We start from the raw sequence: 14793 nt of genomic DNA, 5'->3' as shown, positions 1-14793 counted from the left end.
GATTGGAACCGCGCTCACGCCTTGCCCGTTTCTTTTGTGAACAGTCACAAAGGAGACCCGCGATGAGTGAGCGCGACCATCAGAGAGTTGAAGAAGTTGAACGTCAGCGCGGCTATGGCGAGGGCTTTCGCAAAGGCGAAGATGTGGAAGATCAGTCCACCGCAGCTGCCGGTTACAAGGAAGGTTCACCCATAGCCGACCAGCAGGACCATGACGCCGACCTCGTCGTCGATATGGAGGATGAGCGCCTGCCGAATGTACCGAATGATGACCATGACGATGCATCGAGCGAGACGATTGAAGGCCATGCGGCGCTGAAGAAAAAGCCGGATGGGCACCTTCTGGAAGATGCCTATTCGGTGGTCGACCCGGATGTGGAAGACCCCAAACGCTAGAAGCGAATTGAGAGAGCCCGGCCAGAGTGCCGGGCTTTTTCGTGTTTGCGATGCGGGCTCAGACGTGGTGATGTTCGCACCACCCCGACTGCTGAATGGCTGCCGCTTTGGCGGTCCTGTCTATTGAGGAGACCCCCATGACACTGAAGCCCCTTATGTTCGCCGCGTCTGCGCTGACGCTCGTCCTTGCTGGCTGCGCGACGCCTGAGACCGGCGCGGCGGGTGAAACGGCAAATGCCTCTGTTTCTGGCGAGGCAGATATCCTCACGAGCGTAAGCGACTTTGCAGAGCTGAACGCCGAGGGGCTCTCATGGGACAGCTATATGGAGAGCTTTCTCGAAGGCTATTTCGAGCTCAACCCGACTTTCGCCGTCAGCCAGGGGCGCCACGAGTTTGACGGCCAGCTGCCAGACTGGAGCGATGCGGGCCTCGAAGCGCAGATCCTGTTTCGCCAGTTCGCGATTGAGCTTGCGCAAGAAATGGATGCAGGCAGCCTCAGTGAGGCCGATGCATTCGAGCGCCAGTATCTGATCAACACGATGAAGGGTGAGCTGTTCTGGCTCACCGAAGCTGACCAGCCGCATCTCAATCCGAGCTTCTATCTCGGCCCGCTTGGCCCGAGCGTCTATGTGGCGCGGCCCTATGCGGACGCTGAAACGCGGATGAAGGCGTTCATCGCGTACGCAAAGAACGTCCCTGAGGCCGCTGCGCAGGCGAAAGCCAATCTGAAGCTGCCAATGCCGGCGACCTATGTGAAGTTGGGCACCGCAGGCTTTAATGGCTTGGCGGACCACTATGAGACCGGCGCGAGGGATGCCTTTGCCGAGGTTGAGGACGAAGCGCTGATCGCCGAGTATGACGCTGTAGTCGCAGAAGCGGCGGCCGCCATGCGCTCTGTTGCCGACTATATCGAGAGCGAAGAGGGCACCGAGGATGGCTATGCCCTCGGGCAAGAGAAATTCGCCGATATGATCGCGCTGACCGAAGGCGTTGGCATCTCGCTCGAAGAGCTGGAAGCCATCGGGCGGGCTGACCTCAAGGCCAATCAGGATGCGCTGGCCGAAGCCTGCGCGGTGTTTGCCCCGGGCGCGAACATGGCTGACTGCATGGCCAAGATGGCGGCGAACAAGCCGGAGAATGGCCCGGTGCAGGAAGCGCGCGACTCGCTGCCTGCGCTGAAGCAGTTCCTGATCGATGAGGACATTGTCTCCATTCCGGGCACCGAGGAAGCGCTGGTCACGGAGTCGCCGCCCTATCGCCGGCAGAACTCAGCCTACATTTCCATTCCGGGGCCTTATGAAGAAGGCATGCCGTCGGTCTATTACATCTCACCGCCAGACCCGAGCTGGGACGAGGCGACGCGCGCCGAATACATTCCGGGCAAGATGGACCTTCTCGGCACGACGATCCACGAAGTCTGGCCGGGCCACTTCCTGAATTTCCTGCATGCCAACCGCTCTGATTCGGTCTTCGGGCAGATGTTTGTCGGCTACGCCTTCGCTGAGGGCTGGGCGCACTATACCGAAGAGATGATGCTGGATGCGGGCCTGCATGATGGCGACCCGGAAACCAAGATCGGCCAGCTGTCGAACGCACTGCTGCGCAATTGCCGCTACCTCTCGACGATTGGCCTGCATACGCAGGGCTGGAGCGTCGATGACAGCTACGAGCTGTTCCGCAAGGAGTGCTATATCGACCGCGGCAACGCGCTGCAGCAGGCCGCACGCGGCACGTATGACCCAGCCTATCTCAATTACACGATGGGCAAGCTGATGATCCGCAAGCTGCGCAATGACTGGGTTGCGGCGAACTATCCGGACGCGACAGGCACCGAAGGCTGGAAGGAATTTCACGACGAATTCCTGTCCTATGGCGGCCCGAACATCCCGCAGGTCCGTCAAGCCATGATGGACGAGGAGGAAGCGCGCGCAGTGTTCGGGGAGTAGGACACTTCGTTCCGGAGACCCCTGCGCAGGCAGGGGTCCAAGGAGCTCCGTTTCCGGGATCGAGAGATGCGGGCGATGCACTCTGGATACCTGCCTTCGCAGGTATCTTCGGAAACGGAGGACAAGAAAAAGCCCGGCCAGTGCGGCCGGGCTTTTGTTTTGATGGTTTCCGAGAGCCCTACAGGGCCTTCACGATATTCTCGACCATCTTCTTGGCGTCGGACAGCAGCATCATGGTGTTGTCCTTGAAGAAGAGCTCGTTCTGGATGCCGGCATAACCGGAGCCCATGGAGCGTTTGATGAAGAGGACCGTGCCAGCATCCTCAACATTGAGGACGGGCATGCCGTAGATTGGCGAGGTCTGGTCGGTCTTCGCGGCCGGGTTCGTCACGTCGTTTGCACCGATCACGAAGGCGACGTCAGAGGTGTTGAACTCGGAATTGATGTCTTCCAGTTCGAACACCTCGTCATACGGCACCTGTGCCTCGGCGAGCAGCACGTTCATGTGGCCCGGCATACGGCCCGCAACAGGGTGAATGGCGTACTTCACTTCGACGCCTTCTTCCTTGAGCAGTTCTGCCATTTCCTTCAGCGCGTGCTGTGCCTGGGCAACCGCCATGCCATAGCCCGGCACGATGATGACCTTGGACGCGTTCTTCATGATGAAGGCTGCGTCGTCGGCAGAGCCCTGCTTGAACGGGCGGTCGACCTGCGCACCGGCAGACGCACCGCCATCATCGTCAGCGCCGAAGCCGCCAAGGATGACCGAGATGAAGCTGCGGTTCATGCCCTTGCACATGATGTAGGAAAGGATCGCGCCTGACGAGCCAACGAGCGCGCCGGTAATGATCAGCGCGAAGTTACCAAGCGTGAAGCCAAGCGCCGCCGCAGCCCAACCGGAATAGGAGTTGAGCATGGAGACGACGACCGGCATGTCCGCGCCGCCAATCGGGATGATTAGCGTGATGCCGAGGACGAAGGCGAGGACGGTCAGCGTCCAGAACGCCCAGGTCGCGCTGCCGCTGGACATGATGAGCACGACGACGAGCGCTACGATGGCGACGGCGAGGGCGATGTTCAGCAGGTGACGCGCTGGCAGCAGGATGGGCGAGCCAGACATGTTGCCGTTGAGCTTGGCGAAGGCGATCACCGAGCCAGTAAAGGTCAGCGCACCAATGGCCGAGCCGACAGCGAGTTCAATCAGCGAGACAGTGGCAATGTTGCCGACTGTGCCGATGCCGAATTCAGCTGGCGCATAGAGCGCGGCTGCCGCGACGAGCACGGCGGCCATACCGACCAGTGAGTGGAAGGCAGCAACCAGCTGCGGCATCGCCGTCATCGGGATGCGGCGGGCGATGATCGCGCCGATTACACCGCCTATGGCGGCACCTGCGATGAGGATGCCCCATGTGACAGCATCAAGCTGTGGCCAGAGGAGGGCAATCGTCGTGGCGACGGCAATGCCCATGCCGACAATGCCGTTCCGGTTGCCTTTGCGCGCCGTGGCCGGGCTGGAAAGCCCGCGTAGCGCGAGGATGAAGAGCATGCCCGCGACAAGATAGAGAAGCGGGGCCCAGGTGTTGGTGAACTGTTCCATTTATTCCCCCTTCTTCTTGTACATGGCGAGCATCCGCTGGGTGACCATGAAGCCACCGAAGATGTTCACGCTGGCAAGCGCGACAGCGACGCCGCCGAGGATCTTGGCGGTCCAGCCGCCATTGATCAGGCCAGACGAAGCTGCTGCCACGATGGCGCCGACCACGATCACAGAAGAGATCGCATTGGTCACAGCCATGAGCGGGGTGTGGAGGGCCGGGGTAACCGACCAGACGACATAGTAACCGACAAAGCAGGCGAGCGCGAAGATCGCCGCCAGGAATACCGTCGGGTTGAGGTTTGTGATTTCGGCAGCATGGGCTGGCAGGGCCAGCGCAAAGGCCGAAAGAGCTACTGGGATGGCTTTCATGATTTCAGCCTTTCATTCACGGTTTCGCCGGCCTTGGTGAGGATCATCGCGGTAACGATCTCGTCATCGGTCTCGAGATTGAGCGATCCATCTTCAGCCGTAATCAGCGGCAGAAAGGCGACGAGGTTCTTGGCGTAGAGCGAGGAGGTGTCGGCCGGAAGGCGTGCGGGCAGGTTTGAGAAACCAGCGACTTTCACGCCGTTCACATCGACGACTTCATCAGGCTTGGACAGCTTGCAATTACCGCCTGTGGCGACTGCCATGTCGACAATGACGGCGCCGGGCTTCATTGCCTTCACCATCTCTTCGGTCACCAGTTCCGGGGCCGGACGGCCCGGAATGAGGGCGGTGGTAATGACGATATCCTGCTTGGCGATGTGGGTCGCCGTCAGTTCTGCCTGCTGCTTCTTGTAGTCGTCAGACATTTCCTTGGCGTAGCCGCCAGCGGTCTCGGCTTCCTTGAACTCGTCATTCTCGACCGCGATGAACTTCGCGCCGAGCGAGGCGACCTGTTCCTTGGCGGCCGGGCGAACATCCGTTGCCGTGACCACGCCGCCGAGACGGCGGGCCGTCGCGATCGCCTGAAGGCCTGCAACGCCTGCGCCCATGACAAAGACCTTGGCCGGGGCAACCGTGCCTGCGGCGGTCATCATCATCGGAAGCGCGCGGCCATAGAGGGTCGCGCCTTCGATCATGGCACGGTAGCCAGCGAGGTTCGACTGGGATGAAAGCGCGTCCATGGATTGGGCGCGTGTGATTCGCGGGGTGAACTCCATGGCGAGCGTGTTGAGCTTCTTGCCGTTGAAGGCAGTCAGAAGGTCGCCCATGCCGAACGGGTTCATCAGCGCGATGACTGTCAGCCCTTCAGGATAGCTGCCCGCTTCCTCTGCGCTCGGCGCGCGGACCTTGAGGAGCAGATCGGCCCCCTGCAGCGCTTCGCCAGCGGAGCTTGCGATGGTGGCACCTTCATCTGAAAAAGCCTTGTCCGGAAAGCCAGCGGCCACACCGGCACCAGATTCAATGGTGACGGTGTGATCGAGGCCGACAAGCTTCTTCACCGATTCCGGGGTTGCCGCGACGCGCGTCTCTCCCGGACTTGTTTCTTTCAGAATTGTCAGCTTCATGGCGCGAGTGATCGGAAAAATTTTGCGTGAAAGCAATAGTAAGTCGAAAGGCGAGGCATGGAATTGTTCAAACTCAACGGAAAAACGGCGCTTGTTACCGGAGCGTCCGGCGGCCTTGGTGAAAGTTTCGCACGGGCCCTGTCGCAAGCAGGGGCGCGAGTCGTGCTCGCTGCGAGGCGCCTTGAGAAACTTGAGGCGCTGGCCGATGAAATCAAATCGCAGGGCGGGGAAGCGCTCGCGGTTGCGATGGACGTGACGGACCCGGCAAGCGTCGAATCGGCTTTCGCAAAGATCCAGGAAAAGCTTGGCGCGCCGTGCGATATCATCGTGAACAATTCGGGTATTTCGCGCGACAACTGGTACACGAAGATCACCGAGGAAGAGTGGCGCTCGGTCATGGAGACCAATGTCGACGGCGTCTGGCGGGTGGCGAAAGCGGCATCCAATGCGCTGATCGATGCTGGCAAGCCCGGCTCCATTATCAATATCGCATCGATTACCGCGCTGCGCCCGCAATACTTCATCTCAGCCTATGCAGCGTCAAAAGCGGCAGTGGATCACATGACCCGCGTCATGGCGCTTGAAGGGGCCCGCTACGGCATCCGTATGAACGCAATCGCGCCTGGCTATTACAAGACCAACATCAACGACGAATTCCTCGACAGCGAAGCGGGCGACAAGATGCGCAAGCGTATCCCGATGAAACGCTTTGGTGAGCATGGTGAACTGGCTGGCGCGCTGCTACTGCTCGCGTCCGATGCGGGTAGCTATATGACGGGCGCGACCATCGTGGTCGATGGCGGGCATACGGTGAATACGCTTTAGGTTTGGAGCCCTTATCCGTTGCGCACGCGCCTCGGCCGTCTTCCCAGCGAAAGCTGGGATCTATGGCGGTTGAGAGCTGACCACCCAGCCGCCATGGGCCCCACCTTTCGGTGGGGAGGCGGCTGTTGAGAGCTTAGGCTCAAGCCTTCGGGAGCGGCTGATCCGCCGGAAGGTGTTCGCTGCCGTCGAGGGACTGATCGCCAAGCTCGATATCGGACGGCTTTGGCGGCGGGGCGAAGCTCATCGGCTCGTCGGCGGCGACTTCGGCGCGGGCGCGGATCCGCGGGAAGGCTTCGGGGTGTTCGGCCTGTAGCCAGTTGATCATCTGCTCGCGGATATAGCAACGAAGGTCCCAGGCGCGGGGGCTGGTGCTGGCGGTGGCCAGCGCGCGGACTTGGATTGTCATCGTGTCGGTTTCGGAAACCTGGAGGTTGCAGACCTCGCCGTCCCAAAGGTCGGTAGAGTCCAGTATCTCCTGAAGCTTGTCGCGCATTTTCGCGACCGGGGCGCGGTAGTCGAGCCACCAGTAGACAGAGCCGATGATCGTCCCGGTCTTTCGGGTCCAGTTCTGGAAGGGCTTTTCGATGAAATGGGTGAGCGGCACGATCAGTCGGCGACGGTCCCAGATGCGGATCACGACGTAGAAAAGGTCGATCTCCTCAATCCAGCCCCACTCATTCTCGACGACGACAGCGTCCTCAATGCGGATGGGCTGGGTGAAGGCGATCTGGATGCCGGCGATGAGGTTGGCGAGGACCGGGCGTGCGGCAAGACCGACAGCAATACCAACGATACCGGCTGAGGCGAGGAGCGACACACCGAGCTGTCGCGCCCAGGGCACGACAACAAGCGCGCAGGCGAGTGTTGCGATGGCGCCGAGAACGACGATGACCCGCCGCATGACATCAAGGCGGGTTGCAGATTTGCGGGCGAGGAAATTGTCCGCGGCGTCAATGTCCAGCCGTGACATGCGGCGCTTGATGGCAAGATCAGCGAGAGACGTCGCCGCCCAGCCGACCGCCGCAATTGTCAGAAAGCGCGCGGTGATCAAGGTCGCGCCGACATAATCGGTATCGGGCCAGAGATATTCGGCGCCGGCAACCAGGCCAGCGGCGCAAAGGAGGATGAAGACGGGCGTGCGCAGCCGCGCGATCCATTCCCAACGGCTCAACTTTCGGGTCGTCATCAATTGCCTCGTTTCGCGCGGTGAGTGTTGGCAGACTAACGCGAGCCGCAGAGGCATGTTTCGAACCTGCGGAAGATCGGCCGCAATTCGCAGAATCTGCCTGCCATCCGTGCAATGCGGTCAATTTGGAAGCGGAGTTTAGGGCTTCGTTAGGGGCGTCGTGAGACATCCAAGGCCCATTGAAAGGTGGCAAGATGACCGCAGAGCGCAAGACGTTTTCAGACCCGCAAACCGGTGCGAGTGAGCAGGAATCTGCCGCTGGTTCACGCCCGGAAGCGGCATGCTATGAGCGTCATGACGGCTCGCACTCACCGGCGCGTCAGCTTCAGGACGATCTGCAGAATCGCCTCGCGCCCCAAGTGCGTGCGTCGACGTTTCGTCAGATTGCCCAAGCGCTGGTCACGGCCTCTGGCCTGACCATGGTGATGGGCTTTTTCCTCTTTAACGCGATTTCCTAGCGCTTTCTCTGGCAATCGGCTGAGCGGGCAATATGATTGCTAGAGAAGTTGAATGCGAAAGAGTCCGAATGAAAGTCAGAAAAGCCGTGCTGCCTGTTGCAGGCCATGGAACCCGCGTCCTGCCAGCTTCGAAGTCTATTCCGAAGGAACTGCTGACGGTCGTCGACCAGCCTGTGCTGCAATACGTCGTCGATGAGGCCCGCGCAGCCGGGATCGAGCATTTCGTCTTCGTCACCGGGCGCGGCAAGCATGCCATCGAGGACTATTTCGACGAGGCTTTTGAGCTTGAGCAGACCCTTGCGTCCAAGTCTTCAAAAGCCGATATCCTGAAAGACCTTCAGCGCACCAAGCTGCCGCCTGGTGCCGCGAGTTTTACCCGTCAGCAATCGCCGCTGGGGCTTGGGCACGCGGTGTGGTGTGCCAAGGACATCATCGGAGATGAACCGTTTGCGGTGCTGTTGCCGGATGTGATTCTGCGCGCAGAGCCTTCCGCGCTGGCGCAGATGGTCAGCGCTTATGATGAGGTTGGTGGAAATGTCATCGCCGTAAATCCGGTGCCCGAAGAGCAGGTTTCGTCCTACGGGGTCATCACACCGAAGTCGCGTGATGGGCGCCTTATCGAGATGAGCGGTATGGTCGAGAAACCAGCGCGCGAGGATGCGCCCTCGAACCTCAAGATTACCGGTCGCTACATCCTGCAGCCTGAAATCTTTGGCCTGCTGGAGGATCAAGGCAAAGGGGCCGGCGGTGAAATCCAGCTCACTGACGCGATGGTGCGCCTGATGGAAACGCAAGCCTTCCACGCCTACGAGTTTGATGGCGAGGAGTTCGATTGCGGTTCCAAGACCGGTTATTTCGAAGCTTGCGTCGCCCATGCGTTGGAGCACTCCGAAACGGCAGAAGATGCCAGGGCCATCCTGAAAAAGTATTCGGGCGGGTGAGCCGTCGGCGCTGTCGAGCGCAGCCCGTGCCTTTCCCTCATTTGCGCGACTGGCTATAGCGGTTCGCGCGAGGTGAGCGGATGAGATTTCTTGTAACTGGCGTCGCCGGTTTTATTGGATCACGAATTGCCGGAGCGCTTTTGGGCGACGGCCATGAAGTCATCGGACTCGACAATCTCAATGCCTATTACGACCCGGCGCTGAAGCAGGCACGCCTGTATGAGCTGCAGGCTCATGAGAATTTCTCGTTCCGCAAGCTCGATATTTCCGACCATGAAAAGCTGCTTGGACTGCCTGAACGCGATTCGATCGACCGGGTGATCCATCTCGCGGCGCAGGCGGGCGTTCGCTATTCGCTGGAGAACCCGTTTGCTTATGCCCAGTCCAACCTGACCGGGCATCTTGCGATGCTGGAATTCTGCCGCCGGGCGGCAAAAGTGCCGATGCTGGTCTATGCCTCATCGAGTTCTGTCTATGGCGATGATGCGGTGGCGCCGTTCCGCGAAGACGCCAATGTCGACAGGCCGGTCTCGCTTTACGCTGCCACGAAGCGGGCCGATGAGCTGATGAGCCAGGCCTATGCCAAGCTTTATGACATTCCCCAGATCGGGGTGCGCTTCTTTACTGTGTATGGCCCCTGGGGGCGCCCTGACATGGCGTATTGGTCGTTTACTGACCGCATCCTGCGCGGTGAGACGATCCGCGTATTCAATGGCGGCAAGATGAAGCGTGACTTCACCTATATCGCGGATGCCGTGGCCGGTCTGAAAGCGATTGCCACGCGGCGTGCCGTGTTCGTGGAGGGGCAGCGCGCGCACAAGCTTTATAATATTGGGCACAACCAGCCCGTGGAGCTGCTGAAGTTCATTGAGACCATCGAAGAGGTCACAGGCAAGAAAGCGCGTATGGCACTGGAGCCGATGCAGCCCGGCGATGTTACCGAAACCTGCGCCGATATTTCCCGCATGCAGGCCGACTATGGCTATGAGCCGAAGGTGAGCCTGAAAGAGGGGCTTCAGCAGTTTGCGGACTGGTTCAAGACGCAGCGCGTTGCGGCGGGTCCGGCGCTCCGGCAGGGGTACTAGACCATGTCGTTGGGGGCGCTTCCGACCAGTGAGGATGTGCTCGATGCGGCCCGGCGGCTTCATGGGCATGTGCTGCGTACGCCCGTCCTGCGCAATGATGCGCTGGATGAGGTTGCGGGCGCAAAGCTCTGGTTTAAATGTGAAAATCTGCAGGTCACGGGCAGTTTCAAGATCCGGGGCGCGACCAACAGGCTGCTGCAGCTGAGCCCTGAAGAACGGAAGAACGGCGTCGTCGCTTTCTCCTCAGGCAATCATGCGCAAGGCGTCGCGAGAGCGGCAAAGAACTTCCGGATGCCAGCGCTGATCGTCATGCCGTCAGATGCGCCAGCCATCAAGGTCGAAGGCGTGCGCCGCGACGGGGCTGAAATCCGGCTTTATGATCGCGACAGCGAAAGCCGCGAGGAGATCGCGGCTGAAGAGACCAAAAAGCGCGGCGCGACGCTCGTGCCGAGTTTTGATGATCCGTACATCATCGCCGGGCAGGGGAGCGCCGGGGTCGAATTCGGTCAGCAGATGCGCGACGCGAACACGCCGCTCGATCATATCATCTGCTGTGCAGGCGGCGGGGGGCTCATTACCGGGCTGGCGTTGGGTTACCGGCACTTTGACCCTGATGTCGCGATCTGGACAGCAGAGCCTGAAGCGCATGATGACTGGCGGCGTTCGCTGGCGGCAGACCGGATTGAGGTGAATGCCCCGGGCACGCGCTCGATTTGCGATGCAATCCTGACACCGTCGCCAGGGGACCTGACCTGGGCGTTGGGTCGTGACTCGCTGGCAGGTGGGTGTGCTGTTGGCGACAATCAGATTGAGGAAGCGATGCGGCTCGCGTTCCGGCACCTGAAGCTGGTTGTCGAGCCGGGCGGCGCAGCGGCGCTCGCTTGCGCCCTGTTCGACCTGCCGGAAGCGGCGAAGGGCAAATCAGTCGGCGTTGTGCTGTCAGGCGGCAATGTTGATCCGGCGCAGTATGCGCGGATCTTTGCGGGCTAGCCGATAGGCGTCGTTCAATTTCAATCCAGCCGCCATAGGCCCCAACTTTCGTTGGGGAGGCGGCAATCGGATCGCGTCTACCTAGTTTTCTTTCAGGATGCGGGACTTCTCGCGCTGCCAGTCGCGTTTCTTGGCGGTTTCGCGCTTGTCGGGCGCCTTCTTACCGGTTGCGAGACCGATGAGCAGTTTCGCCATGCCACGGTCGTTGAAGTAGAGTTTTAGCGGGACAATTGTGCGGCCTGCGCGCTCTACTTTCTGGGACAGCTCTGCGATCTCGCGCTTTGAGGCGAGGAGTTTGCGGCGGCGTTTGGGTTCGTGATTGAACTGGTTTGCGCCTTCATAGGGCGGGAAGTCCGCATTCACGAGCCAGAGTTCGCCTTCCTCAACGGCTGCATAGGACTCTGCGATATTGGCGCGGCCGTTCCGCAGCGATTTCACTTCGCTGCCCTGCAGCTGCAGGCCAGCCTCCAGCGTGTCCTCGACCTGATAGTCGAAGCGGGCGCGGCGGTTTTCCGCAACGAGGCCGTCCGAGCGACCCTTGATCTGGCTCTTCTTTGACATGGGAGGCTATATAAGGCCTGCGATCTCCATTGCAGCCTCAATCCTGCGACGGGCTGCATCATCTGGCGCGACAAGCGGCAGGCGAACCTCGTCACTGCAGAGGCCAAGGCGCGACAGTGCGAACTTCGCGGGCCCTGGTGATGGCGCGCAGAAGAGTGCCTTGTGGAGGGCGATGAAGCGGGTTTCGATCTCGCGTGCGGTCTCTAGATCAGCCTCATCCATGGCCTTGTGCATCTTCGCCATTTCAGCCGGTGCAACGTTCGAGGTGACCGAGATACAGCCGGTGCCGCCCATGGCGCGGTAGCCAAGCGTGACGGGGTCTTCGCCGCATATCTGGACGAACTGCTCGCCCTTGAGGCCAGCCGAATGAAGGCTGATGCGCGCAAGATCACCTGTCGCATCCTTGATGCCGACAATGTTCGGGTGCTTGCCGAGGCGGATGACCGTTTCGGGTTGAAGGTCTGAAACGGTGCGGCCCGGTACGTTGTAGAGGATGATAGGCAGGGCGACAGCGTCCGCGATGGCGCGGAAATGGGCTTCAAGGCCAGCCTGATCCGGACGGTTGTAATAGGGGCAGACGCAAAGGGCGGCATCGGCGCCAGCTTCTTTGGCATGCTCGACGAGGCCGATGGCTTCGCGCGTCGAATTGGAGCCTGCGCCCGCAATCACGGGCACACGGCCTGCTGTCACTTCGATGCAGAGGCTGACGACTTCGCGGTGTTCTGCGTGGCTCAGCGTGGCGGACTCGCCAGTGGTGCCACAGGGGACAAGACCGCCTGCGCCATTCTCGATCTGGCGCTCCACGAGATCGGCAAACGCTTTCCGGTCGACCTCCCCATTATGGAACGGAGTGACTAGTGCCGGAATTGAACCATTGAACATCGTGATTTTGCCGCGAAGTTTATGTTACACATATGCTGAGTTGGACGATAAAGTGTCTGACATCTCAACAGCCAAAAGAAAACAGGCAGGGCCTAATGGGCGTTACCACATACAGAGCGATTACAGCAGCAATAATGCTGGCGACTGCATCACCGATTGCAGTGGCGATTCCCTCATCTTCTCCGAGTGTTAAGCCAGACCTGGTGCCCGCGTCGAGTGTGGTAACGACCGCCGAGGCTAGACTGTTCCGTGATGCGGTGTCCGCAATGGACCGCGGGGACTGGTCTACGGTGCGAAGCCTGCAGGCCAGATCCGGCGATGCAGTGGTGCGTGACCTCATCACCTGGTTTCGTGGTCGAAGCGACCCGAACATGTCTTTTGACGAAATGAGTGTGCTGCTGCGTCAGCGTGCTGACTGGCCGTTTATGACGACGCTGCAAGTGCGCGCAGAAGGTCAGATTTCCGACTCAGCGCTGAACGATCAGCAGAAGATCGCCTGGTTTGAGGAGATGGGTGGACCAGCATCCGGCGAAGGCCGATTCGCCTTGGCCGAAGCCTATCGCCGGACGGGACAATCCGATCAGGCAATCAAGCTTATCCGCGATGCCTGGCACGGCAACACGCTGAATAGTTCGATCACCCAAAGCGTGCTCAACCAGTATGGCAGCCAGTTGACCCAGGATGATCATCGTAAACGCGCTGATTTCCTGCTCTGGACCAACCAGCGCACCGCGGCGTCGCAACTGAAGTCGAGAGTTGGAGGCGATTGGGCGCTGCTGATCGAGGCGCGGATCAGGCTGCAGGCGAGAGCAGCGGGTGTCGATGCAGCCGTAGATGCGGTACCAGCATCCCTGCAGAACCATCCCGGCCTGATGTTCGACCGCGCCAACTGGCGCAAGCGTGCCGGTCAGCGTGATGAGAACTGGGTGCCGCTGCTTGCAGAGATTGATGGCACCGGTGTTCCGGCGGCGGGCCAGGATGCGCTGTGGAACCTTCGCCACTGGCCGATCCGTGAGGCGCTGCAGGAACGCAATTTTCAGCTCGCCTACAATCTCGGGTCACGCCATGGCATGGGTTCGGGGGCGAATTTCGCTGAGGCGGCCTGGGTATCTGGCTGGACGGCGCTTCGGCATCTGAACCAGCCTTCAATGGCGCTCCCGCACTTCAAAGCACTCGAAACGGGAACATCGACCCCTATCAGCCAAGCCAGAGCGCATTACTGGCAGGGGCGCACCTATGAGGCGCTGGGCAACCAGGTCGAGGCGGCCGCGAGCTATCAGAAGGCGGCGCAGTATCCCTACGTCTATTATGGCCAGCTGGCCGCTGAGAAGGCAGGCCTGCAGCGGATCTACCTGAAGACCGAAGCCGATGTGACGGATGCCGAGCGCAATGCGTTCATGAGCCGGCCGCAGGTGAAGGCGGCGATCCTGTTGGCGGAGAACGGGCAGGAAATGGATTTCCGCCGTTTCGCCTACAATATCGACGATACGTTGGAGACCGAGGCTGACTATGTGCTGCTGTCAGAGGTCGCGAACGACTATCTCTATCCCGAGGTTGGCGTGCGCGGTGCAAAGGCGGGGCTCGCCAAGAATGTGATCGCGCCGCAGGCAGTGTTCCCGATCCCGAATTTTCCGCTCCAGCGCGAACCGAATGTTGAGCGGGCGATGATCTATGCGCTCGCCCGTCAGGAAAGCGAGATGAACCCATCGGCGGTGTCGCACGCCAATGCGCGGGGACTGATGCAATTCCTGCCGGCGACCGCGCGGGAGGAAGCTCGCCGTCTCGGACTGCCGTTCCGGACATCGTGGCTGACCGATGACCCGGGTTACAACATGACCCTTGGTGGCTCCCACCTGGACACGCTGCTCGGCCAGTTCAATGGCAGCTATATCATGACGGCGGCGGCCTATAATGCCGGGGCGTCGCGTCCGCGCCGCTGGATGCAGGAATATGGTGACCCGCGCCGGGGCGAGATCGACCCGATCGACTGGGTGGAGTTCATCCCGTTCGCCGAGACGCGCAACTATGTGCAGCGCGTGCTGGAGAATACGCAGGTGTATCGTCAGCGCATTGCCGGGGAGGCGGTAGATATCCGTCTGACGGAAGACCTCAACAGAGGCAGGTACTAGCGAGCGACCGGCAAACGAAAAGGCCACCCCCGAGGGGTGGCCTCCGTGAGCCGGATTGGCCCATGAATCCTGGCAGGGCAATGCCTACCCAAGGTCAGTGCTAGCAAACAGAGAGAGGTTGCTCTCCAAGGCCACCAGCACAGACGGACCCATTTGCCGTTCCTGGTTTCTCACTCGACATTGGATCACCTCCTTTCAGCTGTTGATACAGAACACCGACCGCAAGGCGCGCCCGGTACCTCAAATAGAACATGATTTGCGGCGATTTAAAGGGCGCGACATTAAAAAAGCCGGCTGCGATCTGC

14 protein-coding genes are annotated in these 14793 nt (G+C 60.5%); 8 read left to right on the top strand and 6 right to left on the bottom strand.

All coding sequences use genetic code 11. The features are described from left to right. The first annotated feature begins 62 nt into the window (after positions 1-62). Together D1222_RS00785 and D1222_RS00780 are read left to right on the top strand one after the other, a co-directional pair. Positions 63-395, top strand: a complete 333-nt coding sequence (locus D1222_RS00785) for a hypothetical protein (RefSeq protein ID WP_119452342.1) — start codon at positions 63-65, stop codon at positions 393-395. 137 nt (positions 396-532) lie between these two features. Further along, positions 533-2341, top strand: a complete 1809-nt coding sequence (locus D1222_RS00780) for a DUF885 domain-containing protein (RefSeq protein ID WP_119452341.1) — start codon at positions 533-535, stop codon at positions 2339-2341. 178 nt (positions 2342-2519) lie between these two features. Here the strand turns inward: D1222_RS00780 and D1222_RS00775 are convergent, their stop codons facing one another. Genes D1222_RS00775 through D1222_RS00765 form a run of 3 tightly spaced genes read right to left on the bottom strand, consistent with a single transcriptional unit; the run spans position 2520 to position 5431 of the window. After that, a complete protein-coding gene (locus D1222_RS00775; RefSeq protein WP_119452340.1) occupies positions 2520-3938 on the bottom strand; it encodes an NAD(P)(+) transhydrogenase (Re/Si-specific) subunit beta in 1419 nt (472 codons plus the stop codon). Further along, complete coding sequence (locus D1222_RS00770; protein WP_407646730.1) at positions 3939-4310, bottom strand: proton-translocating transhydrogenase family protein; 372 nt, start codon at positions 4308-4310, stop codon at positions 3939-3941. It abuts the gene before it with no gap. Further along, on the bottom strand, positions 4304-5431 hold the full coding sequence (locus D1222_RS00765; protein WP_119453667.1) for a Re/Si-specific NAD(P)(+) transhydrogenase subunit alpha: 1128 nt from the start codon (positions 5429-5431) through the stop codon (positions 4304-4306). The genes D1222_RS00770 and D1222_RS00765 overlap by 7 nt, the downstream gene beginning before the upstream one ends. A 57-nt stretch (positions 5432-5488) precedes the next feature. Here D1222_RS00765 and D1222_RS00760 point away from each other — a divergent pair, with 57 nt between their 5' ends. Further along, positions 5489-6256: an SDR family NAD(P)-dependent oxidoreductase gene (locus D1222_RS00760; protein WP_119452339.1), complete on the top strand. Its 768-nt coding sequence runs from the start codon at positions 5489-5491 to the stop codon at positions 6254-6256. A gap of 139 nt (positions 6257-6395) precedes the next feature. Here D1222_RS00760 and D1222_RS00755 read toward each other — a convergent pair whose 3' ends face one another. Beyond that, entirely contained in the window at positions 6396-7442 is a 1047-nt protein-coding gene (locus tag D1222_RS00755) for a mechanosensitive ion channel family protein (RefSeq protein WP_119452338.1), read from the bottom strand. A gap of 194 nt (positions 7443-7636) precedes the next feature. Between D1222_RS00755 and D1222_RS00750 the strand changes: the two genes are divergently transcribed. From D1222_RS00750 to D1222_RS00735, 4 genes are all read left to right on the top strand, one after another. Next, a complete protein-coding gene (locus D1222_RS00750) occupies positions 7637-7900 on the top strand; it encodes a hypothetical protein (protein ID WP_119452337.1) in 264 nt (87 codons plus the stop codon). 68 nt (positions 7901-7968) lie between these two features. Further along, positions 7969-8841 (top strand): UTP--glucose-1-phosphate uridylyltransferase GalU, encoded by an 873-nt coding sequence (gene galU / locus D1222_RS00745; RefSeq protein WP_119452336.1) that lies wholly within the window; start codon positions 7969-7971, stop codon positions 8839-8841. Between the two features lie 80 nt (positions 8842-8921). Continuing rightward, positions 8922-9926, top strand: a complete 1005-nt coding sequence (locus D1222_RS00740; protein WP_119452335.1) for a GDP-mannose 4,6-dehydratase — start codon at positions 8922-8924, stop codon at positions 9924-9926. A 3-nt stretch (positions 9927-9929) separates the two neighbouring features. Next, positions 9930-10916 (top strand): threonine ammonia-lyase, encoded by a 987-nt coding sequence (locus D1222_RS00735; RefSeq protein ID WP_182481823.1) that lies wholly within the window; start codon positions 9930-9932, stop codon positions 10914-10916. An 81-nt stretch (positions 10917-10997) separates the two neighbouring features. Here the strand turns inward: D1222_RS00735 and smpB are convergent, their stop codons facing one another. Both smpB and dapA read right to left on the bottom strand, forming a co-directional pair. After that, complete coding sequence (gene smpB / locus D1222_RS00730; protein WP_119378386.1) at positions 10998-11477, bottom strand: SsrA-binding protein SmpB; 480 nt, start codon at positions 11475-11477, stop codon at positions 10998-11000. Between the two features lie 6 nt (positions 11478-11483). Continuing rightward, positions 11484-12359, bottom strand: a complete 876-nt coding sequence (dapA, locus tag D1222_RS00725) for a 4-hydroxy-tetrahydrodipicolinate synthase (protein WP_119452334.1) — start codon at positions 12357-12359, stop codon at positions 11484-11486. 266 nt (positions 12360-12625) lie between these two features. Here dapA and D1222_RS00720 point away from each other — a divergent pair, with 266 nt between their 5' ends. After that, positions 12626-14488, top strand: coding sequence for a lytic transglycosylase domain-containing protein (locus tag D1222_RS00720; RefSeq protein ID WP_182481822.1), 1863 nt, complete (start codon positions 12626-12628; stop codon positions 14486-14488). The last annotated feature ends 305 nt before the right edge of the window (positions 14489-14793 follow it).

This window comes from Henriciella algicola, from assembly GCF_003576245.1.
Lineage (GTDB): Bacteria > Pseudomonadota > Alphaproteobacteria > Caulobacterales > Hyphomonadaceae > Henriciella > Henriciella algicola.
This window is presented reverse-complemented; position numbering and strand designations above follow the sequence as displayed.